26 protein-coding genes and 4 pseudogenes are annotated in these 22712 nt (G+C 68.9%); 15 read left to right on the top strand and 15 right to left on the bottom strand.

Going from position 1 to position 22712, the window contains the following annotated elements:
• Nucleotides 1–92: 92 nt before the first annotated feature.
• Complete coding sequence (locus B1L11_RS13900) at nt 93–1235, top strand: ROK family transcriptional regulator (protein ID WP_079314857.1); 1143 nt, start codon at nt 93–95, stop codon at nt 1233–1235.
• Nucleotides 1236–1333: 98 nt separating this feature from the next.
• On the opposite strand, the gene B1L11_RS13905 is transcribed toward B1L11_RS13900, so the two are convergent.
• The 3 genes from B1L11_RS13905 to B1L11_RS13915 form a co-directional block, all read right to left on the bottom strand.
• Nucleotides 1334–4672, bottom strand: coding sequence for a hypothetical protein (locus tag B1L11_RS13905; protein ID WP_079314858.1), 3339 nt, complete (start codon nt 4670–4672; stop codon nt 1334–1336).
• Between the two features lie 201 nt (nt 4673–4873).
• Nucleotides 4874–6223 (bottom strand): ammonium transporter, encoded by a 1350-nt coding sequence (locus B1L11_RS13910; protein WP_079314859.1) that lies wholly within the window; start codon nt 6221–6223, stop codon nt 4874–4876.
• A gap of 127 nt (nt 6224–6350) precedes the next feature.
• The gene (locus B1L11_RS13915; RefSeq protein ID WP_218671097.1) at nt 6351–7136 is read right to left on the bottom strand and encodes a dienelactone hydrolase family protein; all 786 of its coding nucleotides are present in this window, start codon (nt 7134–7136) and stop codon (nt 6351–6353) included.
• Nucleotides 7137–7326: 190 nt separating this feature from the next.
• Between B1L11_RS13915 and B1L11_RS54785 the strand changes: the two are divergent.
• Both B1L11_RS54785 and B1L11_RS48240 read left to right on the top strand, forming a co-directional pair.
• Nucleotides 7327–7467 (top strand): annotated as a pseudogene (locus B1L11_RS54785) (helix-turn-helix domain-containing protein); the annotation flags it as partial.
• 9 nt (nt 7468–7476) lie between these two features.
• Entirely contained in the window at nt 7477–8043 is a 567-nt protein-coding gene (locus tag B1L11_RS48240; RefSeq protein WP_256862524.1) for a hypothetical protein, read from the top strand.
• Between the two features lie 73 nt (nt 8044–8116).
• Here the strand turns inward: B1L11_RS48240 and B1L11_RS53965 are convergent.
• The 3 genes and pseudogenes from B1L11_RS53965 to B1L11_RS13930 all read right to left on the bottom strand — a co-directional run.
• Nucleotides 8117–8281: pseudogene (locus B1L11_RS53965) on the bottom strand (hypothetical protein); the annotation flags it as partial.
• The gene (locus tag B1L11_RS13925) at nt 8202–10379 is read right to left on the bottom strand and encodes a catalase (RefSeq protein ID WP_372974672.1); all 2178 of its coding nucleotides are present in this window, start codon (nt 10377–10379) and stop codon (nt 8202–8204) included. The gene B1L11_RS13925 and the pseudogene B1L11_RS53965, both read right to left, overlap by 80 nt.
• A 116-nt stretch (nt 10380–10495) precedes the next feature.
• Nucleotides 10496–11119: an NAD(P)-dependent oxidoreductase gene (locus tag B1L11_RS13930; protein ID WP_079314861.1), complete on the bottom strand. Its 624-nt coding sequence runs from the start codon at nt 11117–11119 to the stop codon at nt 10496–10498.
• A 104-nt stretch (nt 11120–11223) separates the two neighbouring features.
• Here B1L11_RS13930 and B1L11_RS13935 point away from each other — a divergent pair, with 104 nt between their 5' ends.
• From B1L11_RS13935 to B1L11_RS45190, 4 genes are all read left to right on the top strand, one after another.
• Nucleotides 11224–11610, top strand: coding sequence for a helix-turn-helix domain-containing protein (locus B1L11_RS13935; RefSeq protein ID WP_079314862.1), 387 nt, complete (start codon nt 11224–11226; stop codon nt 11608–11610).
• A 42-nt stretch (nt 11611–11652) separates the two neighbouring features.
• Nucleotides 11653–12168: a GNAT family N-acetyltransferase gene (locus tag B1L11_RS13940; RefSeq protein ID WP_079314863.1), complete on the top strand. Its 516-nt coding sequence runs from the start codon at nt 11653–11655 to the stop codon at nt 12166–12168.
• Nucleotides 12169–12308: 140 nt separating this feature from the next.
• Entirely contained in the window at nt 12309–12821 is a 513-nt protein-coding gene (locus B1L11_RS13945) for an isochorismatase family protein (protein ID WP_079314892.1), read from the top strand.
• Nucleotides 12822–12901: 80 nt separating this feature from the next.
• Entirely contained in the window at nt 12902–13192 is a 291-nt protein-coding gene (locus tag B1L11_RS45190) for a hypothetical protein (RefSeq protein WP_143737247.1), read from the top strand.
• 209 nt (nt 13193–13401) lie between these two features.
• Here B1L11_RS45190 and B1L11_RS13950 read toward each other — a convergent pair whose 3' ends face one another.
• Nucleotides 13402–13635: a hypothetical protein gene (locus B1L11_RS13950; RefSeq protein ID WP_143737248.1), complete on the bottom strand. Its 234-nt coding sequence runs from the start codon at nt 13633–13635 to the stop codon at nt 13402–13404.
• Between the two features lie 8 nt (nt 13636–13643).
• Nucleotides 13644–13934 carry a DUF6247 family protein gene (locus B1L11_RS13955; protein ID WP_079314865.1) on the bottom strand — a complete coding sequence of 97 codons (291 nt, stop codon included), beginning with the start codon at nt 13932–13934 and terminating at the stop codon, nt 13644–13646.
• Between the two features lie 469 nt (nt 13935–14403).
• On the opposite strand from B1L11_RS13955, the gene B1L11_RS13965 reads away from it, so the two are divergent.
• From B1L11_RS13965 to B1L11_RS54790, 3 genes and pseudogenes are all read left to right on the top strand, one after another.
• The gene (locus B1L11_RS13965) at nt 14404–14616 is read left to right on the top strand and encodes a hypothetical protein (RefSeq protein WP_079314867.1); all 213 of its coding nucleotides are present in this window, start codon (nt 14404–14406) and stop codon (nt 14614–14616) included.
• A gap of 719 nt (nt 14617–15335) precedes the next feature.
• The gene (locus B1L11_RS48245) at nt 15336–15662 is read left to right on the top strand and encodes a hypothetical protein (protein ID WP_218671099.1); all 327 of its coding nucleotides are present in this window, start codon (nt 15336–15338) and stop codon (nt 15660–15662) included.
• A pseudogene (locus tag B1L11_RS54790) lies at nt 15631–15750 on the top strand (hypothetical protein); the annotation flags it as partial. The gene B1L11_RS48245 and the pseudogene B1L11_RS54790, both read left to right, overlap by 32 nt.
• A 306-nt stretch (nt 15751–16056) precedes the next feature.
• On the opposite strand, the gene B1L11_RS50715 reads toward B1L11_RS54790, so the two are convergent.
• Nucleotides 16057–16659, bottom strand: coding sequence for a hypothetical protein (locus B1L11_RS50715; RefSeq protein WP_256862520.1), 603 nt, complete (start codon nt 16657–16659; stop codon nt 16057–16059).
• Nucleotides 16660–16799: 140 nt separating this feature from the next.
• Here B1L11_RS50715 and B1L11_RS46795 point away from each other — a divergent pair, with 140 nt between their 5' ends.
• The gene (locus B1L11_RS46795) at nt 16800–17003 is read left to right on the top strand and encodes a hypothetical protein (RefSeq protein ID WP_179155131.1); all 204 of its coding nucleotides are present in this window, start codon (nt 16800–16802) and stop codon (nt 17001–17003) included.
• A 95-nt stretch (nt 17004–17098) separates the two neighbouring features.
• On the opposite strand, the gene B1L11_RS13975 is transcribed toward B1L11_RS46795, so the two are convergent.
• Nucleotides 17099–17680 (bottom strand): hypothetical protein, encoded by a 582-nt coding sequence (locus tag B1L11_RS13975; RefSeq protein ID WP_079314868.1) that lies wholly within the window; start codon nt 17678–17680, stop codon nt 17099–17101.
• A 320-nt stretch (nt 17681–18000) separates the two neighbouring features.
• Here B1L11_RS13975 and B1L11_RS13980 point away from each other — a divergent pair, with 320 nt between their 5' ends.
• From B1L11_RS13980 to B1L11_RS13990, 3 genes are all read left to right on the top strand, one after another.
• On the top strand, nt 18001–18675 hold the full coding sequence (locus tag B1L11_RS13980; protein ID WP_079314869.1) for a PASTA domain-containing protein: 675 nt from the start codon (nt 18001–18003) through the stop codon (nt 18673–18675).
• 2 nt (nt 18676–18677) lie between these two features.
• A complete protein-coding gene (locus B1L11_RS13985; protein WP_143737249.1) occupies nt 18678–18887 on the top strand; it encodes a hypothetical protein in 210 nt (69 codons plus the stop codon).
• Between the two features lie 122 nt (nt 18888–19009).
• Nucleotides 19010–19234, top strand: coding sequence for a hypothetical protein (locus tag B1L11_RS13990; protein WP_079314871.1), 225 nt, complete (start codon nt 19010–19012; stop codon nt 19232–19234).
• A 102-nt stretch (nt 19235–19336) separates the two neighbouring features.
• On the opposite strand, the gene B1L11_RS13995 is transcribed toward B1L11_RS13990, so the two are convergent.
• Nucleotides 19337–19564: a hypothetical protein gene (locus tag B1L11_RS13995; RefSeq protein WP_143737250.1), complete on the bottom strand. Its 228-nt coding sequence runs from the start codon at nt 19562–19564 to the stop codon at nt 19337–19339.
• A 416-nt stretch (nt 19565–19980) separates the two neighbouring features.
• On the opposite strand from B1L11_RS13995, the gene B1L11_RS14000 reads away from it, so the two are divergent.
• Entirely contained in the window at nt 19981–20490 is a 510-nt protein-coding gene (locus B1L11_RS14000) for a hypothetical protein (protein ID WP_079314873.1), read from the top strand.
• Here the strand turns inward: B1L11_RS14000 and B1L11_RS50720 are convergent.
• The 4 genes and pseudogenes from B1L11_RS50720 to B1L11_RS14015 form a co-directional block, all read right to left on the bottom strand.
• Complete coding sequence (locus tag B1L11_RS50720) at nt 20487–20621, bottom strand: helix-turn-helix domain-containing protein (RefSeq protein ID WP_372974673.1); 135 nt, start codon at nt 20619–20621, stop codon at nt 20487–20489. The two genes, B1L11_RS14000 and B1L11_RS50720, sit on opposite strands and share 4 nt — an antisense overlap.
• 75 nt (nt 20622–20696) lie before the next feature.
• Nucleotides 20697–21481 (bottom strand): annotated as a pseudogene (gene thyX / locus B1L11_RS14005) (FAD-dependent thymidylate synthase).
• Between the two features lie 15 nt (nt 21482–21496).
• The gene (locus B1L11_RS14010) at nt 21497–22042 is read right to left on the bottom strand and encodes a hypothetical protein (RefSeq protein ID WP_143737251.1); all 546 of its coding nucleotides are present in this window, start codon (nt 22040–22042) and stop codon (nt 21497–21499) included.
• Nucleotides 22043–22246: 204 nt separating this feature from the next.
• A complete protein-coding gene (locus tag B1L11_RS14015) occupies nt 22247–22711 on the bottom strand; it encodes a DUF6221 family protein (RefSeq protein WP_079314875.1) in 465 nt (154 codons plus the stop codon).
• Between the last annotated feature and the right edge of the window lies 1 nt (nt 22712).

The raw sequence follows: 22712 nt of genomic DNA on the forward strand, positions 1-22712 counted from the left end.
TTAGTTAGGTCATTTACCTAACGAAGTGGGCTAGGATATGTCAAGGGCAGGCACGAAAGGATCAAGTGGAGACGGGAGCTGCGGGGATCCGGATGACATCACTGAGCACGAGCGCACGGGCGGTGCTGGCGGAGCTCACGCGGCGCGGCCGGGCCACCCGGCCCCAGATCAGCCAGGCCCTCGGCCTGTCCAAACCCACCGTCTCCACGGCGATGTCCGAGCTCGAGGAGCTCGGGCTCGTGCGGGAGGACGGCTCCATCCAGGGGCACACCGGCCGGTCGGCGCTGCTGTGGCGCGTCGGCGAGGGGGCCGGTCACGTGCTGGGCGTCGACGTCGGCGTCACCCGCACACGCATCCACGCGCACGCGCTGAGCGGCGAGCGGCTGCTGGGCGTCAGCCGCGACGTCACGTCCCCGGCGTCCCGGTCCGGCACGGCGGACCTGACGGCCAGCGCCGACGCCGCGGGCGCGCTCCTGCGCGAGACGCTGCCGCGGCTCGGCGACAGCGGGCCGCTGCGGCAGATCGTGATCGCGCTCCCGACCGTCGTGACCGACAGAGATCCCGCCGCCGCCTCGCAGTCGCCCGAGGTGCACGACATGCTCAAGGCGCTGTCCCTCCCCCAGGCCCCGCTGCTCCTGGAGAACAACGTCAACTGCGCGGCCGTCGCCGAGGGGAACCTCGGTGTGGCGCAGGACGCCGCGCAGTTCGCGTACGTGCAGGCGGGCGTGCGGATAGGAGCGGCGCTGGTGCTCGGCGGGCGGCTGCTGCGGGGAGCGTCCGGCTGGGCCGGTGAGGTCGCCCACCTGCCCTTCCCCTGGGACGCCGGCCGCGAGCCCGTCCCCGAGGGCCTCGAACGCTTCCTCGGCGCCGAGGATCTGCTGCTGCGTACGGCGGCCGCGTGGCCGGCGTCGGAGGGAGAGCCGCCCACGAGCGCCGAGGAGCTGTTCCGGCGCGCCGGCGAGGGCTGCCCGCCGGCGCAGCGCGCCGTGACCGAGCACGCCACGCAGGTCGGGCGGCTGGTCGTCGCGGTCGTCGCGCTACTCGATCCCGGCCTGGTGGTGCTCGGTGGCGGGGTGGGCTCCAACCCGCTCCTCGTGCAGGGCGTCCAGGAGACCCTGAGCACCCTGTCCATCCCCGTCGAGATCCGCCGGAGCGGCCTGGGAGCGACGGCCACCGTCGAGGGCGCCGCCGTGCTCGCCCGCGAGCAGGCCCTGCATCGGCTGATCCACGCCTGACCTCCCGCCCATGCCCGGGCCTCCGCCATCGCGGCGGCTGTGCGCCGGGACGCGTGAGGTGCGGCCGGCCGGGAGACCGGCCGGCCGCGAGTGGCGGGCTACTTGCCGGGTTCGCCGACGAAGGTCAGGTAACTGGAGTCGCCCCTGCCCGAGATGCCCGAATTGGGCCCGAGGACCACGCGACCCGCCGGCATCCGCTTCTCGAAGACGACGAGCGGCACGTCCTGGCGGTCGGCGGGGATCTCCCACTTCGACAGGTCGCCCGAGAAGTCGTCGTCGAAGAGCACGGCGCCCTGGGGCGAGCTGACCTTGACGCTGTCGTACTCGCCGACGTCGCTGCCGCCGAGGTTGAAGCCGACCCGTCCGCGCGCGAAGGTGCCGTCGGTCCGGTCGTCGACCAGCTTGCCGTCGACGAAGGTGCGCAGGCGGTCGCCGATCGCCTCGATCCGCAGCGTGTACTCGTTCCCGGCCGCGGGCTCGATCGGGACGACCGAGCCGATGAGCGTGGAGCGGCCGTTGACCACCGTGCTCATGCGCAGTTGCCCGAGGCCGCCCGCGCTTCCGAGCGGTCCCCCGATGTTCCACACGTAGCCGTTGCTACGGTCCGGGGCACGGAACATCACGCTCGCGCCCACCTGGATCTGGCGGACCTTCACCTCGATGATCTGGTCACCCCAGTCCGCCCCGGCACGCGAGAGGGTCGCTCCGCCGCCCGAGACCCGCAGCCGGCCGCCGTCGACGATCTCGGCCCTGCGCAGGAACTCGCGCTTGCCGACCGTCATGCCGGTCCGCGTGAAGCCCTGGTCGCGCAGCCAGGACGGCCACCAGGTGCCCTCGCCCCGCCCGTCGAAGGCGACGTACACGGGCGCGGGCCTGGCCAGGTCGAGCGTCAGGTAGTCGGCCGGGGCGTTCCGGGACGCGTCGCCGTTGGCTCCCCTGACCAGGGTCGATCCGGCGAGCTCGGAGGGAAGCGACGTGATCTGGTCGCTGCGGTCGACGTACGCCGCGACGCCCTCCTTCGCCGTCACGAGCGGGTGGAGCTTCTCTGGCGCGATGACGGACACGTCGTCGCTGCGGATCTGCGGTGTGGTCCGCGGGACACCGAGCGTCTGGACGCCCAGCCGCTTGACCGCGCTCGCCTTGCGGCCCTGGACCTGCTCGAACCGGAAGGAGCCGTGCGGCCGGTCGACCCGCTCCAGCACGTACGACTTCCCGGCCTCGACGCGCGCCGAGACGACGGCGTCACGGGTGGGAGTCACCACCGGCCTGCCTCCGGACCCGCCGTCCTCGACCAACCGCACCGGCGTCCCCGGCCAGGGGTTCTTGATCTTCAGCGTGTCCGTCGATCCGGCCTGGATGCCGACCAGGGTCGGCGTGCCCCGGCTCACCTGGGTGCTGACCCGGTGGCCCCCGGCGATCACGACCGTCCCGTCGACGGTCCAGTCGTCCGGCAGCGCGGTCGCGATCCGCACCGTCCCGTCGCCAGCCTGGACGAGGGCGTCCTGCAGGGCGTTGGCCACCACCGCATTCCACGAGCTGTACATGTTGTGGATCGACGCGGGGTCGTCGTTGCGGCCGTGCCCGGAGAAGCCGTTCGGGAACTTCTGCAGGTCCGCGGTGCCCTGGACGAGCAGCCGCTTCATGTCGGCGGCGCGACCGAGGTCGGCGGCCCAGACCGGCGACTCGTCCCACTCCCGGGTGAGCGGGAAGACGCGCTCCGCGAAGGTGTCCTGCATGACGGTGGAGTCGGGGCCGGCCAGTCCCCAGGGGCTGAGCGGCTCCATGTCGGTGTTCTGGGTGTTCTTCGCCGGCTCGTTCGTGGCGGACCAGGCGTAGACCTTCTTGCCGTCGCGTGTGGTGGTGGGCAGCTCGGGCAGCTTCCGCACCGCCGCGCGCAGCCGGCCGGCCAGGCCAGAGTCCCCGCGGGTATCGGCGAGGCCGGCGATGACCGGGAACATGACCTTCATGCCCGCGAGGTCGGGCATGGGGTCCGTGGCGTCCCACTGGGTCTCGAACGAGTTGGCGTGTTCGAGGTGCAGGAGCCCGTCGTCACCTTCCTTCAGCAGGGAGAGGTAGAACTTCGCGACCTCGCTCATCAGGGGGTAACCCCGGTCCAGGACGGAGGCGTCGCCCGTGAACCGATACTGGCGCCACAGGTCGTGCGCCACTTCGAGGCCGCCGGTGAGGATCCTGTTCGTCCACGTTGGCGCGGCCCCGCCGACGCACCCGTCCGGTGTGCCGTCGAAGCGCAGCAGCTCGGGTACGCACACGCCGTCGGCGCCCGGCCAGTGGCTCTCGGTCCACGCCTTCATCTGCGCCAGGTGCGAGGTGTAGAGGTTGAGGTAGGGCGCGTTGAAGCCGGCGGTCCCCGCTCCGTAGTTGGCGTTGACCTGCTGGCGCAGGTTGAAGTGGAACCAGGTCGAGGGCGAGACCGGCGTGTCCTGCCAGGGGTAGAGCATGTTGGCGGCGCCCGCCTGGCCCGTCGGCAGGTCGCCTCGCTGGGTGGCCGCAGTCGTGTAGAGCTGCTGGGCGCGAAGAGCCTCGAAGTACTCGCCGGTGCCGTCCGGGGATGTGATCTTCATCGGCGCGGTCTGCTTCCAGAAGCCGTGCCACCAGTCCAGGTGTGCCGCGTCGACCCGGTCCCGGGTCGCGCCCTCCACCGCCTGGCGGCCGGCCTCGCCGACGTCGCCGCCGGTGTACGAGGGGACCCCCACGACGATGCGATAACTGCCGTCGGCACGTGGCGTGAAGGTCAGCCGGACCGTGTTCGCGTCGACCACCGCCGCGCTCACGTCACGAGCGTCGGCGGTGATGGCGGCCACGGCTCCGGTCTTCTCACCGGATGCGGAATCGGTGAAGGTCTCCGCGAGCGCGCCGATCCCGCCCTCGGCATAGGTGGCGGGGTTGCGCCCGTCCCAGAGGTCGAGGTCGGCGGTCTGCTCCTTTCCGGGCTCGGCGCCGGTGACCTCCAGCACGAGCTGGTCGCGGTCGGCGCGGACGAACGTGCGCGCCGTCATGCCCCTCCCGCTCTGCTCGAGCACGGCGTCGGCCAGGTTCAGCCGCCCCCGATAGTCGGGCGCGGCGGCGAGTTCGAAGAGCCCGGGAACGACGAGCCGGCCGGCCGACTTCAGGTCCGGGAACGTGTCGTTGCGGTTGAGCTGGGCGGTGAAGCCGTCCTGCGACCACACCGCCGCACCGAGATGGCCGTTCCCCAGGGGCATGCTCTGGTAGTCGCGCCAGGCCGGGCCCTCGAGCACCAGGTCGGAGCGCGACACCACGGCGGCGGTGTCCACCTGGAACGCCCCGTCTCGCCACGCTGAAGTGGTCTTCTGATCCGCGGTCGAGGCCGCCGGCGCGGCGCCCAGGGCGGGAGGGCCGGCCGCGACGGCCGCCGTCACGGCGACCGCGACCGCCATCGTGGTCAGCGCCTTGCCCATGAGGCACCATCCTTGTAGTCAATCGTTTGACTAGTGAGCGTCATGGGAGCATGATTGTCGATCAAACGTTTGACTGCAAGAGTCACCTTTTGCGAGCTCGCGCAAGAGGCGGATCTCACCCGGCCGGACACCCTGGGATGCCGCGGTCCGGCGCAGGGACCGGCTCACCCACCGATGGCCGGGGCGCCGATCCCCCGCACGTCATCGACCCTGGTCACGGGTGGGGTCACCGGCGCGGTCCCGGGTCTGGCCCCCGATGTGGTCACGGGTGCGGTCCCGGACCGCGGTCGACACGCTCAGCCGGACGGCGTGGTCGAGCACGCCGTGGTCGTAGGCGGTCTCGGCGTGCAGCGCCAGATCGACACCGGTCACCTCGTCCTCCTCGCTCACGCGGAAACCCATCAGCCGGTGGATCAGTTTGCCGATCCCGTAGGTGACCGCGAAGGCGTACAGCGCGACCACCGGGACCGCGATCGCCTGCTTGCCGAGCTGGGCCAGGCCGCCGCCGTACAGCAGACCTCGCGGACCGTCGGCGCCGGTGAGCGCGCGGGTGGCCAGCAGCCCGATGAGCAGGGTGCCGACGATGCCCCCGACCAGATGCACGCCCACCACGTCGAGGGAGTCGTCGTAGCCGTGCCGGAACTTCCAGCCGACCGCCTGCGAGCAGATCATGCCCGCGGCCAGGCCGATCACCAGGGCGCCCAGCACGTCGACCGAGCCGCACGACGGTGTGATGGCGACCAGCCCGGCCACGACGCCCGAGGCGACCCCGAACGTGGTGGGGTGGCCGTCGCGGCGCTGCTCCACCAGCAGCCAGCCCAGCAGACCGGTGCATCCCGCGGCCAGGGTGTTGAGGAAGACGGCGGCGGCGGTGCCGTCCGCGGCCAGCGCGGAGCCGGCGTTGAACCCGAACCAGCCGAACCACAGCAGCCCGGCGCCGAGCAGCACCAGGGGCAGGTTGTGCGGCCGCATGGCCTCGGCCTTGAACCCGATCCGCGGCCCGAGCACCAGCGCCAGGGCGAGGCCGGAGGCCCCCGAGGTGATCTCCACGACCAGGCCGCCCGCGTAGTCGAGAGTGCCCATGGCGTGGATCCAGCCGCCGGGGCCCCACACCCAGTGGGCGATGGGCGCGTAGACCACGAGCGCCCACACCGGGACGAAGACCATCCAGGCCGAGAAGCGGGCCCGGTCGGCGATGGCGCCGCTGATCAGTGCCGCGGTGATGACGGCGAAGGTGAGCTGGAACGTCGCGAACAGCAGCGTCGGCACCTGCCCGGTGACCGATCGGGTGGTGATGTCGTGCAGCCCCACGTGGGCCAGGCCGCCGATCAGCCCGCCGATGTCGGGGCCGAACGCCAGGCTGTATCCGGCGGCCAGCCAGACGAGGGTGACCAGGGCGATCGAGACGAAGCTCATCATGATCATGTTGAGCACGCTCTTGGCCCGGACCATCCCTCCGTAGAAGAAGGCCAGGCCCGGCGTCATCAGCAGGACGAGCGCGGTGCAGGCCAGGAGCCAGGCGGTGGCGCCGCCATCGATCTTCACCGGCATGTCATCGCCTCACACTCCTCAGGATGGCCGTCGGCAGGTTCCGCCACGGGCGCACCATGAGACTCACCGTTGGCCGTTTCATGGCGTATTCGGGAGTGTTACTGCGATGTTTCTTATTGCGAGGGCGTTACCGGCCCCTCACCGAACCATGCTCGACGAGTTCTTCGGCCAGGAGCTCCCGTACGCGCCGCCAGGCGTCGTCGGCCGCCGCGGCGTCGAACGTGTCGCGGCGGTCGCAGAGGAACCCATGACCGACGCCGGGATATTCGACGATCTCGTGGCGTACGGCGGCGGCCCGCAGCGCGTCCGCGATCACCCGGCGATGGTCCGGCGGAACGACGTGGTCCTCGGCGCCCACGAGGAGCAGTACGCGCCCGGTGATGCCGGGGGTCAGCGCGAGCGTCGGTTCCGGACGGCTGAGGGGGATGTCGGTGACCGGGATCCATCCGCCGTAGACGACGGCCACCGCCGCGAGGTCCAGGCGAGTGGCCGCGAGGTAGGCCACGTGGCCTCCAAGGCTCAGGCCGACCATGCCGACGCGCACGCAGCCACGCGCCCGCAGGTGATCCATGGCAGCGCGCACGTCGTGCACCACCTGGTCCCGCGTCAGCCGATGCAGAAGATCGAAGCCGCGCTCGCGGCCCGCCGCGTCGTGCGGGAGTTCGATCCCGGGGGCGACGCGGTGGTAGAGGTCCGGCGCCATCGCGACGTATCCCTCCGAGGCGAGCCGCTCGCAGACGTCGCGGACGTGGGCGCTCACGCCGAAGAGCTCCATCGCCACCACGACGCCGGGAAAGGGCCCGGGGCCGGCCGGGCGGGCGAGGAAGGCGCCCATCCGTGACCCGTCGGCGACGGTCGTCTCAACCGATTCGGTGAGGATCCGGTGCGGAGCACGCGAAGATCGTGTAGTCACGAGACGACGCTAACGTCGCCCGATAGTCGTAACCACTGGACGTTCATGCTAGTAACGGCAGTATCAGGATCATGACCGATGACGTCGAGCCCGCACGGCCGAGGGAACTAGGCGATTTCCTGCGCTCCCGGAGAAACCGCCTGCGTCCCGCCGACGTGGGGCTTCCCCCGGGCGCCCGCGCCGTACACCAGGCCTGCGGCGGGAGGAGGTCGCCACGCTCGCGGCGATCTCTCCGACCTACCTCGCGTTCCTCGAGCAGGGCCGGGATTTACGCCCCTCGCGTCAAGTTCTCGACGCGCTGGCCGGCGCTCTGCGCCTCGGCGCCGCCGAGCGCGCGCACCTGTACGAGCTCGTCCACCCTGCCGCGCCATCGGTCGTCGCGCCCGGAGGGGAGAGCCTTCCACCCGCCGTCGCGGCGCTCGTCGACCGGCTCGACCCGTGTCCCGCCTACGTCACGGGCCGACGCTGGGACGTGCTCGCGGCCAACCGTGCCGCCCGGGCGCTGTGGACCGACTGGCTCCTGCTGGCGCCCGACGCCCGCAACATGCTCTGGTGGATGTTCACCGACCCGGCCGCGCGAACCGTCTTCGTCGAGTGGGAGCAGGAGGCGTCCGCGCAGCTCGCGCGCTTCCGCTCCGCTGCCGCGCGCCACCCCGGCGACCCCGGCTTCGAGGAGTTGACCGCGCGGCTCAAGGCCGCCAGCCCCGAGGTACGCGCGTGGTGGCCGCAGCACGACATCGCGCCGCTGAGTTCGGGCACCAAGAGACTGCGACATCCGCTCCTCGGCGAGCTCGAACTGCGGCACGTCGTCCTGCTCACCGCCGACGACGTCGAGCAGAAGCTCGTCGCCTTCCTCGCCGCGGATTCCGACCAGGCGCGGATCGCGGAGCTGATCACCGCCGGGTAGCGGCCCGGCGGCCTCCTCCCCCGGTCCTGGATCGAGGGAGGAGGCCCTTCCGACGTCCGATGTGGAGCGTCCGTCAGGCCACCGAGGCGGGGAACCGCTCCCAGACGCGGTGGGCGGCCATCAGCCGCTGCACGGCGGTGAAGACCTCCGTCGCGGAGTCACCGGAGACCACGCCCGGCGTGCCGGAGACTCCGGCCTGTGCGAGCAGCTTCGCGCCCGCGCCCCAGGCGCCGATCGCCTTGGCGTGCCGCCAGCACTCCTCGATCATGAGCGTCACCCGCGGGTCGACCGCGGCGATGTCGCCGGCGCCCGCCTTGGCGTCGCGCGCGGGCAGTGCGTCGGGGGGCCGGCGCCGGCGCGGCCGCCACCAGCAGGGCGTCGAACTCGATCGACCGGGCGGTGGCGAAGGTCCGCTGCACGGGCATGTCACCCAGCATGCCGCCGTGCGGGGCGATCAGCAGCGGCACCATGCCGGCGGCGAACACGGCCCTGCGCAGGTCGCGTACGCCGTCGAGGTCGGCGCCGTCGTCCACGACGATGCGGACGATGCGGCCGTCGGACGGCCACTCCTTGCCCACCTGCGAGAGCGCGGGGCTCGGCGCCGGGTCGGCGAGCGGCAGGGCCGGCTCGGGCGCGGGAAGGCCCAGCCCGGTGGCGACCTCCCGGCAGAGGACCGGGTCGATGTTCGCCAAGCACTGGAGCTGACGCTCCTTGATCGCCTGCTCGTAGCACTTGCCCAGCTCGAAGGTGTAGGCGCGGATGATGTGCTCCTTCTCCACGGGCGACATGCTCAGCCAGAACAGGCGGGCCTGGCTGAAGTGGTCGTCGAAGGACACCGGGTTCGCGCGGACCTTCCTCGCCCTGGCGACCTCGACCGGTGTGTCGACGAACGCGTTCTCGGCGTCGCCGGCGACGAACGGGTTGCCGCCGTCCAGGGAGTTCGGCCGGTACGGCGCGACCCCGGCGTGCACGGCGTGCTGGTGGAAGCCGTCCCGGAACATGTCGTTGACCGGGCAGTGCGGCCGGTTGATCGGGATCTGCGCGAAGTTCGGGCCGCCAAGCCGGGTGATCTGCGTGTCGAGATAGGAGAACAGCCGCGTCTGCAGCAACGGGTCGTTGGTGACGTCGATGCCGGGCGGCAGGTGGCCGACGTGGAAGGCGACCTGCTCGACCTCGGCGAAGAAGTTCGTGGGCGTCCGGTTGAGCGTCATCCTCCCGACGGGCTGCACCGGCGCGAGCTCCTCGGGCACGATCTTGGTCGGGTCGAGCAGGTCGATGCCCTCGAAGGTCTGGTCGGGGGTGTCCAGGAACACCTGGATGCCGAGTTCCCACTCGGGGTAGGCGCCGGCCTCGATCGCGTCGTACAGGTCGCGGCGGTGGAAGTCCGGGTCCATCCCGCCGAGCATCTGCGCCTCTTCCCAGGTCAGGGAGTGCACCCCGAGCTTGGGCTTCCAGTGGAACTTGACCAGCACCGTCTCCCCGGCCTCGTTGACCAGCCGGAAGGTGTGGACGCCGAAGCCCTCCATCATCCGGAAGGAACGCGGGATCCCGCGGTCGGACATGTTCCACATGGTGTGGTGCTGCGCCTCGGTGTGCAGGGAGACGAAGTCCCAGAACGTGTCGTGCGCGCTCTGCGCCTGGGGGATCTCCCTGTCCGGGTGCGGCTTGCCCGCGTGGATGACGTCGGGGAACTTGATGCCGTCCTGGATGAAGAACACCGGGATGTTGTTGGCGACGAGGTCGAAGGTGCCCTCGTCGGTGTAGAACTTCGTGGCGAAGCCGCGGGTGTCGCGGACCGTGTCGGCCGATCCGCGCGACCCGAGGACGGTGGAGAACCGCACGAAGACGTCGGTCTTCTTCCCCTTCTTGAGGAAGCCGGCCCTGGTCACCGCCGAGGCGGTGCCGTACGCCTCGAACACGCCGTGCGCGCCAGCGCCCCGGGCGTGGACGACGCGCTCGGGGATGCGCTCGTGGTCAAAGTGCGTGATCTTCTCGCGCAGGTGGTGGTCCTGCAGCAGGGTCGGGCCGCGCTCGCCCGCCTTCAGCGAGTGGTCGGTGTCGCGCAGCCGCGCCCCCTGCGCGGTGGTGAGGTGGGCGCCCTGCTGGCCCTTGGACGTGGCGGGCGCGCCGGTCTCCGCTCCGGTCGGCGTGACGGTCGCGGGAGCGCCCTGTTCCTTCTTCGGCGGCAGCGGGTCGCGTGGCGTCGTCGGCTCCTCGACGGTCGCCGGGGCGCTGCCCGGCGAGCCGGGAACGTCCGGCGTCAGGAGGTCGGCCACCTTCTCGGCGGCGTTCTCCACGACGTCCTTGACGGCCTTGGCAGGCTTGCTGGCATCCATTCGGCGAGTTCCTCCGTGGAGCGGTACGGGCACGTCCGCGCCGCAGTACCCGCAGGTAGGAGACCGAAACATGCGCCCGCGCCGCCGGACGCCCCGGTGGTCGTGCGCCGCGGGCGTCACGCCTCCCTGATGCTGACGGCGGCGCGGTGGTGGCGGGGTGCCTCGACCTCGTCGAGCAGCGCGATCGCGAAGTCCGCGTACGTGATCCGGCTGGTCATGTCGCCGTGATCGGCGAGCAGATACCGGCCGGCGGGCGTGCCGTCATGGTCGAAGTCGCCCGCTGGCGCCACGTACGCCCAGTCCAGGTCGCAGCTCCGAAGCTCCTCGAGGCCTGCGGCGTGGCCGAGGGAGAAGGCGCGGTACTCGTTGGGGTAGCCGGGCTCGTCCATCAGGGGAGCACCGGACGCCCCGGGCAGGACCGATGCGAGACCGACCACCACCAGGCGGGGTACGCCCGCCTTCGCCAGGCCGGTGGACAGGGCGCGGGCCGACGCGGTGAAGAAGTCGTGCGGTGACACGGACAGGTCCGCGGCGGCGCTGATGGCGGCGTCATGCCCGGCGGCCGCGCGCTCGATGCTCACCGGGTCCGTGACGTCGCCCGCCACCACCCGCACGTCGCCCAGGTCGCCGTGGCCTGCGGGGTCGCGTACCACCGCGGTGACCTGGTGGCCGCGGCGGCGCGCCTCCGCGACCGCCCGCCGCCCGGCCCGGCCACCCGCTCCGAAGATCACGATGTTCATGGCGAACCACCTCTCACCAGAGGGCCGGAGCCCGTGTGCCCGGCCGATGCCCGGACGCTATCCGGAGCCGCGGTTACCGCCGGGATACCGGTTATCGTGAGGCCATGAGGGAACCCCTGCCCGCCGACATGTTCGACGAGCTGTGTCCGTCCTCGCTCAATCCGATCCGATTCGGTGACAAGTGGGCGCCGCTCATCCTCTGCTGCCTGGAGCACGGGCCGCGCCGGTTCTCCGAGCTACGCGTGCCGCTGAACCGCGTCACTCCCAAGGTCCTCACCCAGTCGCTGCGGTCCCTCGAACGGGACGGTCTGGTCCTGCGCACCGTCTACGCCGAGGCCACCCCGCATGTCGAGTACGAACTGACCCCGCTCGGCCGCAGCCTGCTCGAACCGCTGGCGGTCGCCTACGCCTGGGTGGCGGAGCACTGGGACGAACTGCTCGACGCCCGCGAGGCGTACGACGATGCCGCCCGCCTCGACCGCGCCGGCTGACGCCGGTTGGCGTCGCGGCCGCCTGTAGGGCACTGTCTGATAGTGATCGAACTACGTGTCCTGAACGAAGACGACTGGCCGATCTGGCGCGAGGTGCGGCTCGCCGCGCTTGCCGAGGCGCCGGACGCGTTCGGCTCGACGTTGTCGGAGTGGCAGGGAGAAGGCGACCGCGAGGAACGCTGGCGGGGCCGCCTCGCGATTCCCGGCTCCCACAATGTCATCGCCGTGATCGACGACCGTCCGGTCGGAATGGTCAGCGGCGTTCCGGCGGAGACGGCCGACGAGGTAGAGCTGATCTCCCTCTGGGTGAGTCCCATGGTTCGGGGCGCGGGGGTGGGAGGCCGGTTGATCAGAGAGGTCGAACGGTGGGCCGTGATGGATCGGGCGGCCAGGACGTTGCGATTGTCCGTGATGCCGGACAACGGCCGGGCCATCGCTCTGTACGAACGCTACGGCTTCGAGGACACTGGAGAGCCCGGCGACCTGCTGCGTGACGGCGTGGACCGGAAACAGGTACTGGCGAAGGCCCTGAGAGACGGAGCCGGCAACCGCCACTGACCGGCCGAGCCCCCCGGTATCCGCCGTACCGGGAGGCTCATCGGTGCTCGTGCGTGGGCGACATCACGATCGGCAGCCGGTGCGATGGCGGCCGCCGTCCGGATCCACCGGCCCGAGAACGAATCACTACCATGCCGATCATGGAGTCACTGGATCCTCGCCGTACCGCGTTGCTCCTCATCGACCTGATGACGCGCATCGTCGAGCAGCCCACCGCACCACACGCCGGATCTGCCGTGGTCGCCCGCTGCCTCGCTCTGGCCGAGGCGGTGCGAAAGGCGGGAGGACTCGTCGTCGCCGTGCGGGTCGAGCGGCCGGGCATCGCGGAGCAGCCGCCGGGCAGCGAACTGGCGGAAGGGGTGATCGGCGACCTGGAGATCGTGAAGCACACCTGGGGCGCGTTTCACAACACCGGGCTGGAGGAGGCGCTGCGTAAGCGCGCCATCGACACCCTGATCATCACCGGGATCGCCACGAACTTCGGCGTCGAGCAGACTGCGCGCTTCGCCGACGAGTTCGGCTTCAAGGTGATCCTGCCCGAGGACGCGGTCACCGCACTCGACGCACACGCCCACGAGTTCGCCTTCGACTACATCTTCCCGCGCATCGCCACGGTCAGCACCACCGCCGAGGTCGTGGCAGCACTGGAGTGAGAGCAGTACGGACAGAGCTCTCCGTGTCAGTCCTGTCAGCCATGATCGGTACGCATGAACCGTGCGTACCAGGGAGTGCCATGGCAGAGGTCATCAAGAGGCTTCTCGATCCTCGCAAGATAGAGCGGTACCTGAAGGGGGTTACAGACGTCGAAGCGCCGTGGAGCGTCGCCGGCCTCCTCTCCCAGGATATGTGGATCTTCAGCGGCCCCGACGGAATCACACTCAGCGCCACCCGCTGTGATCACGTTCTCATCGAGCCAGGGACACACAGACCCGAGCGTAGATCAGCATGGCCACTCAACGCAGCGAAGCCGCAGACGCTTGGAAGATCAGAAGAGGCCACCCGCGTGGTGGCGGATGGCCTCTGAGCTGTGTGGGCGATACTGGGATCGAACCAGTGACCTCTTCGGTGTGAAGCAGATCGGCCACATCCCCGACGTGCCATTGAAGCGGCATTGACCTGGGCTGACCGTCCACGGACGTCCGTACGGTTCTAGGGGCGTCCGTGGCCGTCGTCACCCAGTTCGTCACCCAGGCGGACCACCGGACGCAACGCGGCTTGCCGCTACGTCTCGCGTTACCCCGCCCATGTCACATTGAAGATCGTGATGAGCTCGTCGGCCTCGTCGACTTTGAAGTACATCACGCCGAAATCCCCAAATGTGGTCATACGGAATTCGGGCTCGTCCTTATAGAGAGCGCGTGCGTCCCAGGGCTCTTCCACAAGATCCGTTGTGCGCGAGATCAGAGCATCGAGCGCCTCTCCTGGGAGGCCCTTCATCTGGGACAGCGCCGCCACGTGGAGCTCCACGCGGTAGCTCATCGGCGGTCGGCCCAACCAGGAAAAGCGTCCTCCATCGAGACGAACTCATCGCGCCGATTCTCACGAACCGCTTGCTCGGCACGGGCGAAGTCCGGATTGGACACCGCGGCCGCGTGTAGCCGCCACACACGCAACAACTCACGAAGTTGCTGGAACCGCCATACCTCGTGGGCTGCATCCAGCGCGCTGTGGTACTCGCTGAGGAACTGTTCGTGCCACCGCTCCGGCAGCACACGCAAGATCTCCGCAGGGTCGTCCTCGGCGTGATGCACCGGCTCAGCAGTCATGCCATCAGGCTACCGCCGCAGCCTGGGGCACCCCGAATGTTCCAACTCCCGTCGTCCCGGCAGACTGTCGGCATGCGCAAGGACGATCACCCTGCAGACGTCGAGGCCCTCCTCCTCGATCCCAACTCGCAGATCCGCGCCTCCCAGGACGAGTCGGCATGCGGTGAGGGCGCCTGGGCGGGTGGGGCCGAGGCCGTGGAGGGCTACCTGCGCCAGGTGGTCGCCGATCTCAATCGAGTCCCCGGACTGGTGGTTGAGCACGCGGAGTTCGGACACTACGGCTCCGGCTACGCGTCATTTGTGGACGTCTTCCTGACCCGGCGAGACGGATCCGCGCGCCGCGTCGATCCAGACGGCTATACGACGGTTGAAGGATTGTCAGTGGCGTTGTGCCGGCCTCGCCCCGATCGCCTGCATCCTGTCGCCCGGCGAGCGCTCCCATCACCCCGACGGTCACGAATGCCACTCCATGCCATGGCTCGACGCCGTCACCGACATGCCGATCCCCGGATGGGAGGAAGGCTGCGAACAGATCTCCCAGGTCCTGGATCGGCACTGCATCACTCTCGTCGGCCCTCGCCTCCTCAGCCGGCCGGCCTTGCCCCACCTGAAGATCGACACGAACCTCGGCGACGGGCCGCACTATTCGATCTTCGACGTCTGGTTCCACTGGATGGACTGACGCCGCGACCGATCCATGGAATGCCGGGTCACCGGAACGGTAGTCACTCAGGCAAGACGAAGGCCGACCCGCTGGACAGCGGCCCGGCCTCCTGATCTGCACGAACGTGGTGGGCGATACTGGGATCGAACCAGTGACCTCTTCGGTGTGAAGCAGATCGGCCACATCGCTGACATGGCTTGGAAGCGGCCCTGAACTGACCCGACAGTCCGTGGACGTCCGCCTTCGTCTGTGACCGTCCACGGTCATTGTCACTCAGTTCGTCACCCAGGCGGACCACCGGGCACAACGCGGCATTCCGCTACGTCGTCGCGTTACCCCGCCCATGTCACGTTGAAGAGCGTGACGAGCTCGTCGGCCTCGTCCACCTTGAAGTACATGACGCCGAAATCCCCGAAGGTGGCCATGCGGGATTCGGGCTCTCCTTGTGAAGGGCGCGCGCGTCCCAAGGTTCTTCCACAAGATCCGTCGTGCGCGAGATCAGAGCATCGAGCGCCTCTAATGGGAGGCCCTTCATCTGAGACAACGCCGCCACGTGAAGCTTCACGCGGTAGCTCATCAGCGATCGGCCCAATCAGGAAAAGCGTCCTCCATCGACACGAACTCATCGCGCCGATTCTCGCGAACCGCTTGCTCGGCACGGGCGAAGTCCGGATTGGACACCGCCGCCGCTGTCGCGCGACCACGAGATCACCACCGTGGCCCGTGACGATTCGATCATGCGGACGCACGCGCTGCCGCGCTGGCGGGACGTCCCCCTCGGGCGCATCGACCCCAGCGCGGTGCAGACGTGGGTCAGCGACCTGAGCAAGCGCCTCGCCCCCGCGACCGTGGTCGAGTGCCACCGGCTGCTGTCGACCGTGCTCAAGTCGGCCGTACGTGACCGGATCGTCGGTGCCAACCCGTGCGAGGGCGTACGGCGGCGCAAGGCGGGCGACGATCGAATCATCAGCCGTGAGGACCTGGCCGTGCTACTCCCCCACGTCCCCCGGTCGCTACCGGGCACTCGTCGGCCTGGCCGCCGGCACCGCTCTCCGCTGGGGTGAATGCGTGGGCCTGCGCTGGGACGCCGTCGACCTCGAGGCCGGAACCGTACGGGTGGAGCAGGTGGCGGGCATGGTGACGCACAAGCCCTACCCCAAGTCCAAGGCCGGACGGCGGGAAGTTCCCCTTCCGCTCTTCGTCGTCGAGCTGTTCGCCGCACACCGTGAGCGCTACCCGGCCGGACCGGTCGGAGAGGCGTTTACCAACGCGGCGGGCGGTCCACCCCGCCGGACGTTCTTCCGGTCTCAGGACTGTGTCGCTGGGGTCGATGAGCACGTTCACCCCCGTGAAACGCGAAATGCCTCCGGCCCGTGGTGGGTGGAGGCATTCGTCTTCCCGTCGCAGGAAGTGCGACATGCCGTTGATCAGCATGGCAACCTCCTTCCGCAGGGCAGGTCAGGCGGGCAACTCCGGGTAGTTCTCGGGGGCGGCCCTCACTGGGATCTCGCGGCGCAGGATCCACGGTTCGTAGCCATCGTGTTCACAGTGGAGTTCGAGCCGTACCGGCTTGTCGTCGTATTCCTGGTGCCAGTGCTCCCCGCTGCTCACCCACAGAGGAGGCGGAGTTCTCCGCATCTGGAGAGTGCGGCCGTCGCCGTTGATGAGCACGATTTGCGGGATGGTCCGCGGGCTGTCGGCCCTGTCTATGGGTGGCTCGAACTGGAAGGGGCCCCAGACATGGGCGGCGACCTCTGCTTGCGTCGGGCCCCCGGCAAGCAGCGATCCGCTTCGCGGCTTGTCGTCTCGGATGGTGATGCGGATGCGCAGCTCGTGGAGCTGGTCTGGGCCAGTGAACCTGATGTTGAGGCGGGCGATGTCGCCTCGCTGCGCGGCGCAGGTGATGGTGAAGCGAGGTGCGCGCTCGGCATGCTCGCGACGTTGCTCGATGGCGGCGACTTGCTTTGCGGTGCGGTTGGCGCGGCTGGCGGCGAGCCAGGAGCCGATCGCTGCTGCGGCCGCGGCGCTTGCGGCGATGGCGTTGATGACGTTGGGATCCACGGGATCTTTCGGAGTAGGGGTCACGAGGTGGGCTTACCTGCCCGACATGTCCGCCGGGGTGAGCATCCCGTTGCCAATCGAGACGGATGCTCAATTCTTTGCTTACGTGGTTCGGGTGGTCACCTTGAACGGGAGGATGAATGGCGGTTCCCGGCACTGAGAAGGACTTCGAGAGGGAAGCCCTCAATGCGCTGAGGCAGGGGAGGCCGGAAGAAGCGTTGGCGTGGGCGACTCTTCTTCAGGCCAAGCAGACACGTGGCGTCCAGTCAAAACTCGCCAGTGTGGCGGACCAGCTGTCGTTTCTGATTTCTGAGCTGGAGAACCTTCGTAAGAAGCTTCGCTGACATGTGCACCCACCGGTAGAAGTTCTGCGGCAGGCGAGGACTCGGCTCAGTCCTCTGCCGCCTTGTTGGGAGTCCTCAGCGGATACACCAAGAGGTCAGTGTTTCTCGGCCCCAGGTTGTCCTTCGTCCGGCCCGGTGCCGGGGAAGTGAGGAAGCGGTCCCGCGAGATGCTGGCGATTCGCGCTGATGTCGATGACAGCGACCCAGTCGTGCGCGGCCCACTTCGCCAGGTCGTTTGCGACGGTGTCGAGGTCGACTGCGGCTATGCGCCGCACTCCGGCATCCGTCAGGAGGTCGTCGTATCGGGTGCCTTGTGGCTCACCGCGCAAGGCCTTCGCCCACCTGCGCAACAGTTCGATGTGCAAACCGATCCCGCTACGGCTCGCCCGTGCCACTGGAAGGAGGTTGTCGGTGTGCGCGGCGGCTTCGGCCTCGGATTCCATGCCAGTCTGCCAGTACTGACGTGTCTTCGCCGCTTCCGGGCAAAGGTCGTCAGCGGCCTGGCGATCCATGAGAAGCCAGGTCGCCGACTGCTCCGCGGAAGCGGTCCAGGCAGCAAAGTCCTTCTCCGACATGATGTAAGCGGCCGCCTCGTGCGTCCCCATGTTCTGGACGCAGATGAGCGCCTTGTAGTTGGGGACCTCGTCGAGGCCGCGTGGCGGACCGGGCAAAAGCATGTCCCTCCAGCGCTCGAGGCGATGTTACGTGGGCCATCCATAAGGAGGCAGGCGTTCTCGAATCCGCGATGGCGATAAGCTGAACCGGCGGACGGGCGAGCCTCCCGCAAGGATTTTCTTGCGGGAACTTTCATTTCCTCAGGGTTATTTTTCACGCGGGTGGAGCCGAGTTTCACGACAGTGTGAATCGGATCAACCAGCGGAACGGGTGACGCATCCGTGGCACGACCCGGCGCGAACCACGGGTAAACCCTTCGGTCGTCTCAGGCGTCCCAGAAGGTACTCGGGGACTCAGACGACAGCAGACCCCGGGGAAGCACATGGCACGCAGGAAGTCGGTCAACCTGTTCTGGCCGATCATGATCGCGGCCCTCGTGATGGCCGGCTGCATGAACCTCGTCAACTCGGTCTTCGGCGACGAGGAGACTGCCGTCAAGGCGGCGCCGGTCCCGAGTCCCGGCCCGTTGCCCAACCTCGCGCGCAACTCACTCGATCAGGCGAAGAGCCAGCTCGAGAGCCGCGGCCTCCGCCTGGTCGCGGAGGGCATCGGCGGCCGGGACTATTGCTTCCAGGACGCCTACTGCTTCATCTACCGGATGACACCGAAGGCCGGCACGGTGGTGAAGCCCGGCGACGAGGTGCAGGTGCGGTTCGTGACGGGCCCGGAGTGGGGCTTCTACAAGGACCACCGGCGGATGCCCAAGGTCGTGGGCTGGTCCGAGGACCGCGCGAAGAGGGTCTTCGACCTCGTCAGCGAGGTGGTGGAGACCGACGAGAAGGAGGTCAGCACCGTTCCCAAGGGCGAGAGCAGAGTGATCGGCCAGTCGCCGAAGGCGGGAACACGGCTACGCATCGGCCAGACAATCAAGCTGGTGATCGGCTACAACTACGGCTGGAGCACCTCCGGCGGAGGTGGCGGTGGCGGCGGGGTGGATACCGACGTCCACCACGATTCCCACGAGAGCAGGTTCTGTAGCAGACGCTGGTGGTGCTGAGCATGGCGCGTGATATGACCCACGGCGGCCGTCGGCGTGGCCGCCCGCCCGGCAAGCGGAAGCCGTACGCGTGGGAGCGGAAGCTGGTGAAGTCCAGCATCCCGGAGACCGAGCAGCCGGCGAAGTGCAAGGCGTGCCAGGCGTCGACAACGAAGGGGAAGCTCCGGTACGGCTACTGCACGGGCTGCTGGAGCTCCGACCAGCCCAGGTGACGTCGGCCAAGGGTCGTTACTCGCCAGATCGGGGCCCGCCGCTGGGCGCAGGCAGTAAGCGAGTCGATGTGCTACACAACCCTGGCCCGGTGCCAGCGAGGCGCCGGAGACAGGAGAAGACCATGTCTACGCGTCCGCACGACAAGGCCAACGAGCTGTTCGAGGTGGTGCGGGTGATCTCGCAGCTTCTGCAGCTCGACAACTCGGAGGTCGCCGGCCTCGCGCTGGAGCTCGCGAAAAAGCGGGAGGACTGGGACTCTGCAGAGCACTCGCTTCTCGCCGTGGGTGTCCTCGCGGGGAGGCACCTGGAAGCAGAGGGCGGGACGCCGGTCCAACTGATCCTCTGACCGGGGTTGGCGAGAAGCGCGAGGCCCGGGCCCCGCCTCCGGCGGGAACTCCCGGGCCTCACTTCCAGACGTCACCGCGGTGCGCTGGCTACGTCGATCAGGCTACTCCTCCGGCAGCTGCATGAGGTGACCGTCGCGCACCACGTACCGCCGCAGGCCGGTGGTCCGTCGCCATCCGTCCGGGCTGCCCGGGATGATCGTCAGCCAGCCGTCATCCTCATCGTCGTCGTGTCCTTCGGCGGCGTCGCGCGCGATCTCCTCGGCCTCAGCGAGGACCTCTCGGGCCTTGGCCCGCTCGGACAAGCGCTGTTCCCAGCCCTCGTCGTCCATGCCGCTCATCATCCCTCGCCCGTAAGCACCTCGTCGACGGTGGAGGCCAGCAGCGCGGCGGCGGCCGAGATTACCCGCTCAGCCGGGAGCGCACGAGCGCAGCGCGCAGCTGGTCGAGGTCGCCTCGGTACGCCATGCTCATCGCATTGGACGCGCGCATGGTGCACTGCGCCTGGGCCATGGTCTTGCTGATCTCGCCCCCATGCCAGCGGCACAGGAAGGGCGTTTTCCTAGTCGATCGCGCCGGCAATCGGGCGGATGGTTGCTTATGTCGGCAACATAACCTGAATTATGTTCCCGTCTTAGCGATCTTGAACGTGCGACAACCCGAACGCAGCTCAACCCCGTACGATCCGGTCACATCCCGATTCGTCACTTCGGCCCTACTGCCGCAGCCAAGACGCTGCAATACCGCAATGAAGCGCATCCTGCTGCAATTCTTGGGCTTTCTGGCAACCGCCGTTCTCGCGGTCTTCGCAGCAGTACTTATGGAACGCAACGGAGTAGACGCCGCCCTTTGGCTACCCTTCCTGGCCAACGGCGTGCTCGTCCTCATCGTTGCCGTCTTCACGGCACGCCCCGACCGACAACGCATGCGGTCCGCGCGAGAAAACCCCGGCGAACGACTCAGTCGCCGCATCGAGCGCGTCAACTCTGCCTTCACCGAGGCAGCCGCCCTGATGGACGAACTCCGACGCGACCTCGAAGCCCAGCAAGACGCCCGCGACGCGCTCCTCGCCGAAGGTCAACGACAGCAGGAGCTTCTCAGCATCAACAAGGAGGAAGCCGAGAGAATCGACAAGTACCTCACCCGCCGCGACAGGGACAAGGAGCGCAAGTCGCTGTACCAGCAAGTGGGCTTTTTCGTCGCCGGACTTCTCGCGAGTGTGCCGCTGAACCTACTGTCCAACTGGCTCAGCCACTAAGCCGCGGCCGACTTCTTCGCCCGCCGGCCCGGCCGGGCACCGCCACGGCTACGCAGCACCACACCCGACTCCTGCAGCAGCCGATGCACGAATCCGTACGAACGGTCCGTCGCATACGGCCGCTCGCGCATCGATCCCCCGCCGCCCCTGACGATTCAGCTCAGTCCTCAGCCGCTCTGCTCCTTTGATTCACGGGGGCTTGAAGATCAGACCTTCCGCCAGCCGGGCACCCACGCCCCATCCTCGGTCACGGTGTAGTCGCCGAACAGGGCCGGGCACTCCTCGCGCATCAGCTCGCCAATGCGGCCGAACACGAGGCGGATCTCCTCCTCGGCGCCGGCGGCCGTACGGGCCTCGATCGTGTGCCGCAGGGTGCGTAGGTGGCCGTCCAGACCAGGCCGGTCGCGACGCCCTCGGGCGCGAAGCGGCGCATGAACGAGGTGCGGTGCTTCTTCTCCGCGAACGGCACGCCGTCCTCGTCGAGCCCGAAGTGGGCCGCCATCCAGGTCTGGAACTCCTCCATCCGGTCGAGCATCTCGGTCGCCCGCTTCATCAGCTCGGCGTCCTCGCGCGCCCACTCGGGGAACCAGAACGGGATGTCGCTCAGCCGGACGAACCGCAGCGACTCCTGCGAGATCGCGACGCCGGGGCGGTGGCGGACGAGTTCGTGGGTGAGCACGCGGGACACGTTGTGCAGCACGAATGAGAACGACAGGTGCTCAAGCACGCTGCCGTGCGCGGACGCGAGGATGTTGGCCAGGTACGCCTCCTGGTCGGTGCGCACCCTCGCGACGTTCGGGTTCAGCCCCGGCTCAAACGACCGGTAGCACAGCCGCCCGGCGAACTCGGCGGGGTCCTGCGGGGTGAGCTGGTCCCGGTCGAGGCGCTCCAGCCACGACAGGCCGCCCACGTCTTCGAGGTAGCGGCCGAGCTCGTCGTAGTCGACGGACGGTTTGCCGACGAGGAACACCTCGGGCTCGACGCGGCGCATGGCTACGTCCTTAGGTCAGGGGGTGTGCTGGCGGATGAAGAGGTTGATGCCGTCTGCCATGATCTGGGCCCGCTCGCGGCTGAGCTGGTCAAAGTGGCCGTGTGCGGCGTCATTGCGGCTGCCGGCCCATGAGGTGATGTCCTTCATGTCCTGGGCGCTGATGGCGTCGATGCTGCGCAGGGCGCTGGCATAGGCGTTGATGCTGGGCTTCCCCGTGACGGCCGCGCCGGTGGCCGCCACCATGGAGCGAAGGAACTCCTCGAGGGCTGCACCGGCCAGCATGACGGGTGCGGCTGGGTGCATTCGCTGGTCGTCGAGGAGTTGCTGGACCTGTTCCATGAGGTCGGTGGCCGCTTCCATGCGGGCGGTGACGGGGAACGGCAGGGTCTCGGCCATGCCGTCTTCGACGAACTGGGCCCATCCCTCAAGCGCCTGGGATAGGCCGGTCAGTGCGATGTGCGCGGGCTCCGGATACTCGGCACGGAATACATCCTCAGCCGCTGTGAGGAACTTTGTCCCAGCAGCGTGACGCCGGAGGAATTCCAGCGCGGCCGCGCCCAATGGTTGGAAGGTCGAAGCTCTGCCGCTGACACCCTGTGTCCTGCGGAGCCTATCAGCCTCCGCTCGCGCCCACTTCAAGAGCTCGCTTCTGTCATGCGGCATGATGTCCGTCCTCCCTCTTACGCACGTCCGCTCAGCGTGCCCTAGTCAGCTGGCTGGCCGCGAGGGATTTGTAGCCGTACCGCTGCCAGGTCATCTTGGTGCTCACGGTGCCCACCCTTCCTGCCAGCCGGGCCGGTGGCGATACCCTCGCGCGAGCAGGCGGACAGCCTCCCCGAGAGCGCTTGAGCGCTCGCATTCCATGAGGTCAATCGGGTCGCTATCCGCGTGGTACGGCGTGTCCGGGGGCCATCTTCTCGCCTGATCCTCATAGGCGGCGATGAGGCCCAACTCGGCCTCACATCGGACGATCGTCTGGCGCGGCTGTTGCGCGATGACGTGGCGGGCGTCGGCCCGGCGGAGTTCGGCCGCCACGTCGAGCCCTCCAGGGGCGGTGAGGCTGATGTTCCACCCGTGGCCTCGGGTCGTCTGCTCGCCGGGGTATGCCGGGGGCGGCAGGTAGTTGTCGTCGCCGTGGCCGAACATCGCCCATTCGCCGTAGGTGGCGGCGCGGGCGGTGGCGAGGTCGCTTTCGATGGTGGCGCGTAGCCAGGCGATCAGGTCGTCCACG

Source organism: Microbispora sp. GKU 823, assembly GCF_002027145.1.
GTDB lineage: Bacteria > Actinomycetota > Actinomycetes > Streptosporangiales > Streptosporangiaceae > Microbispora > Microbispora siamensis.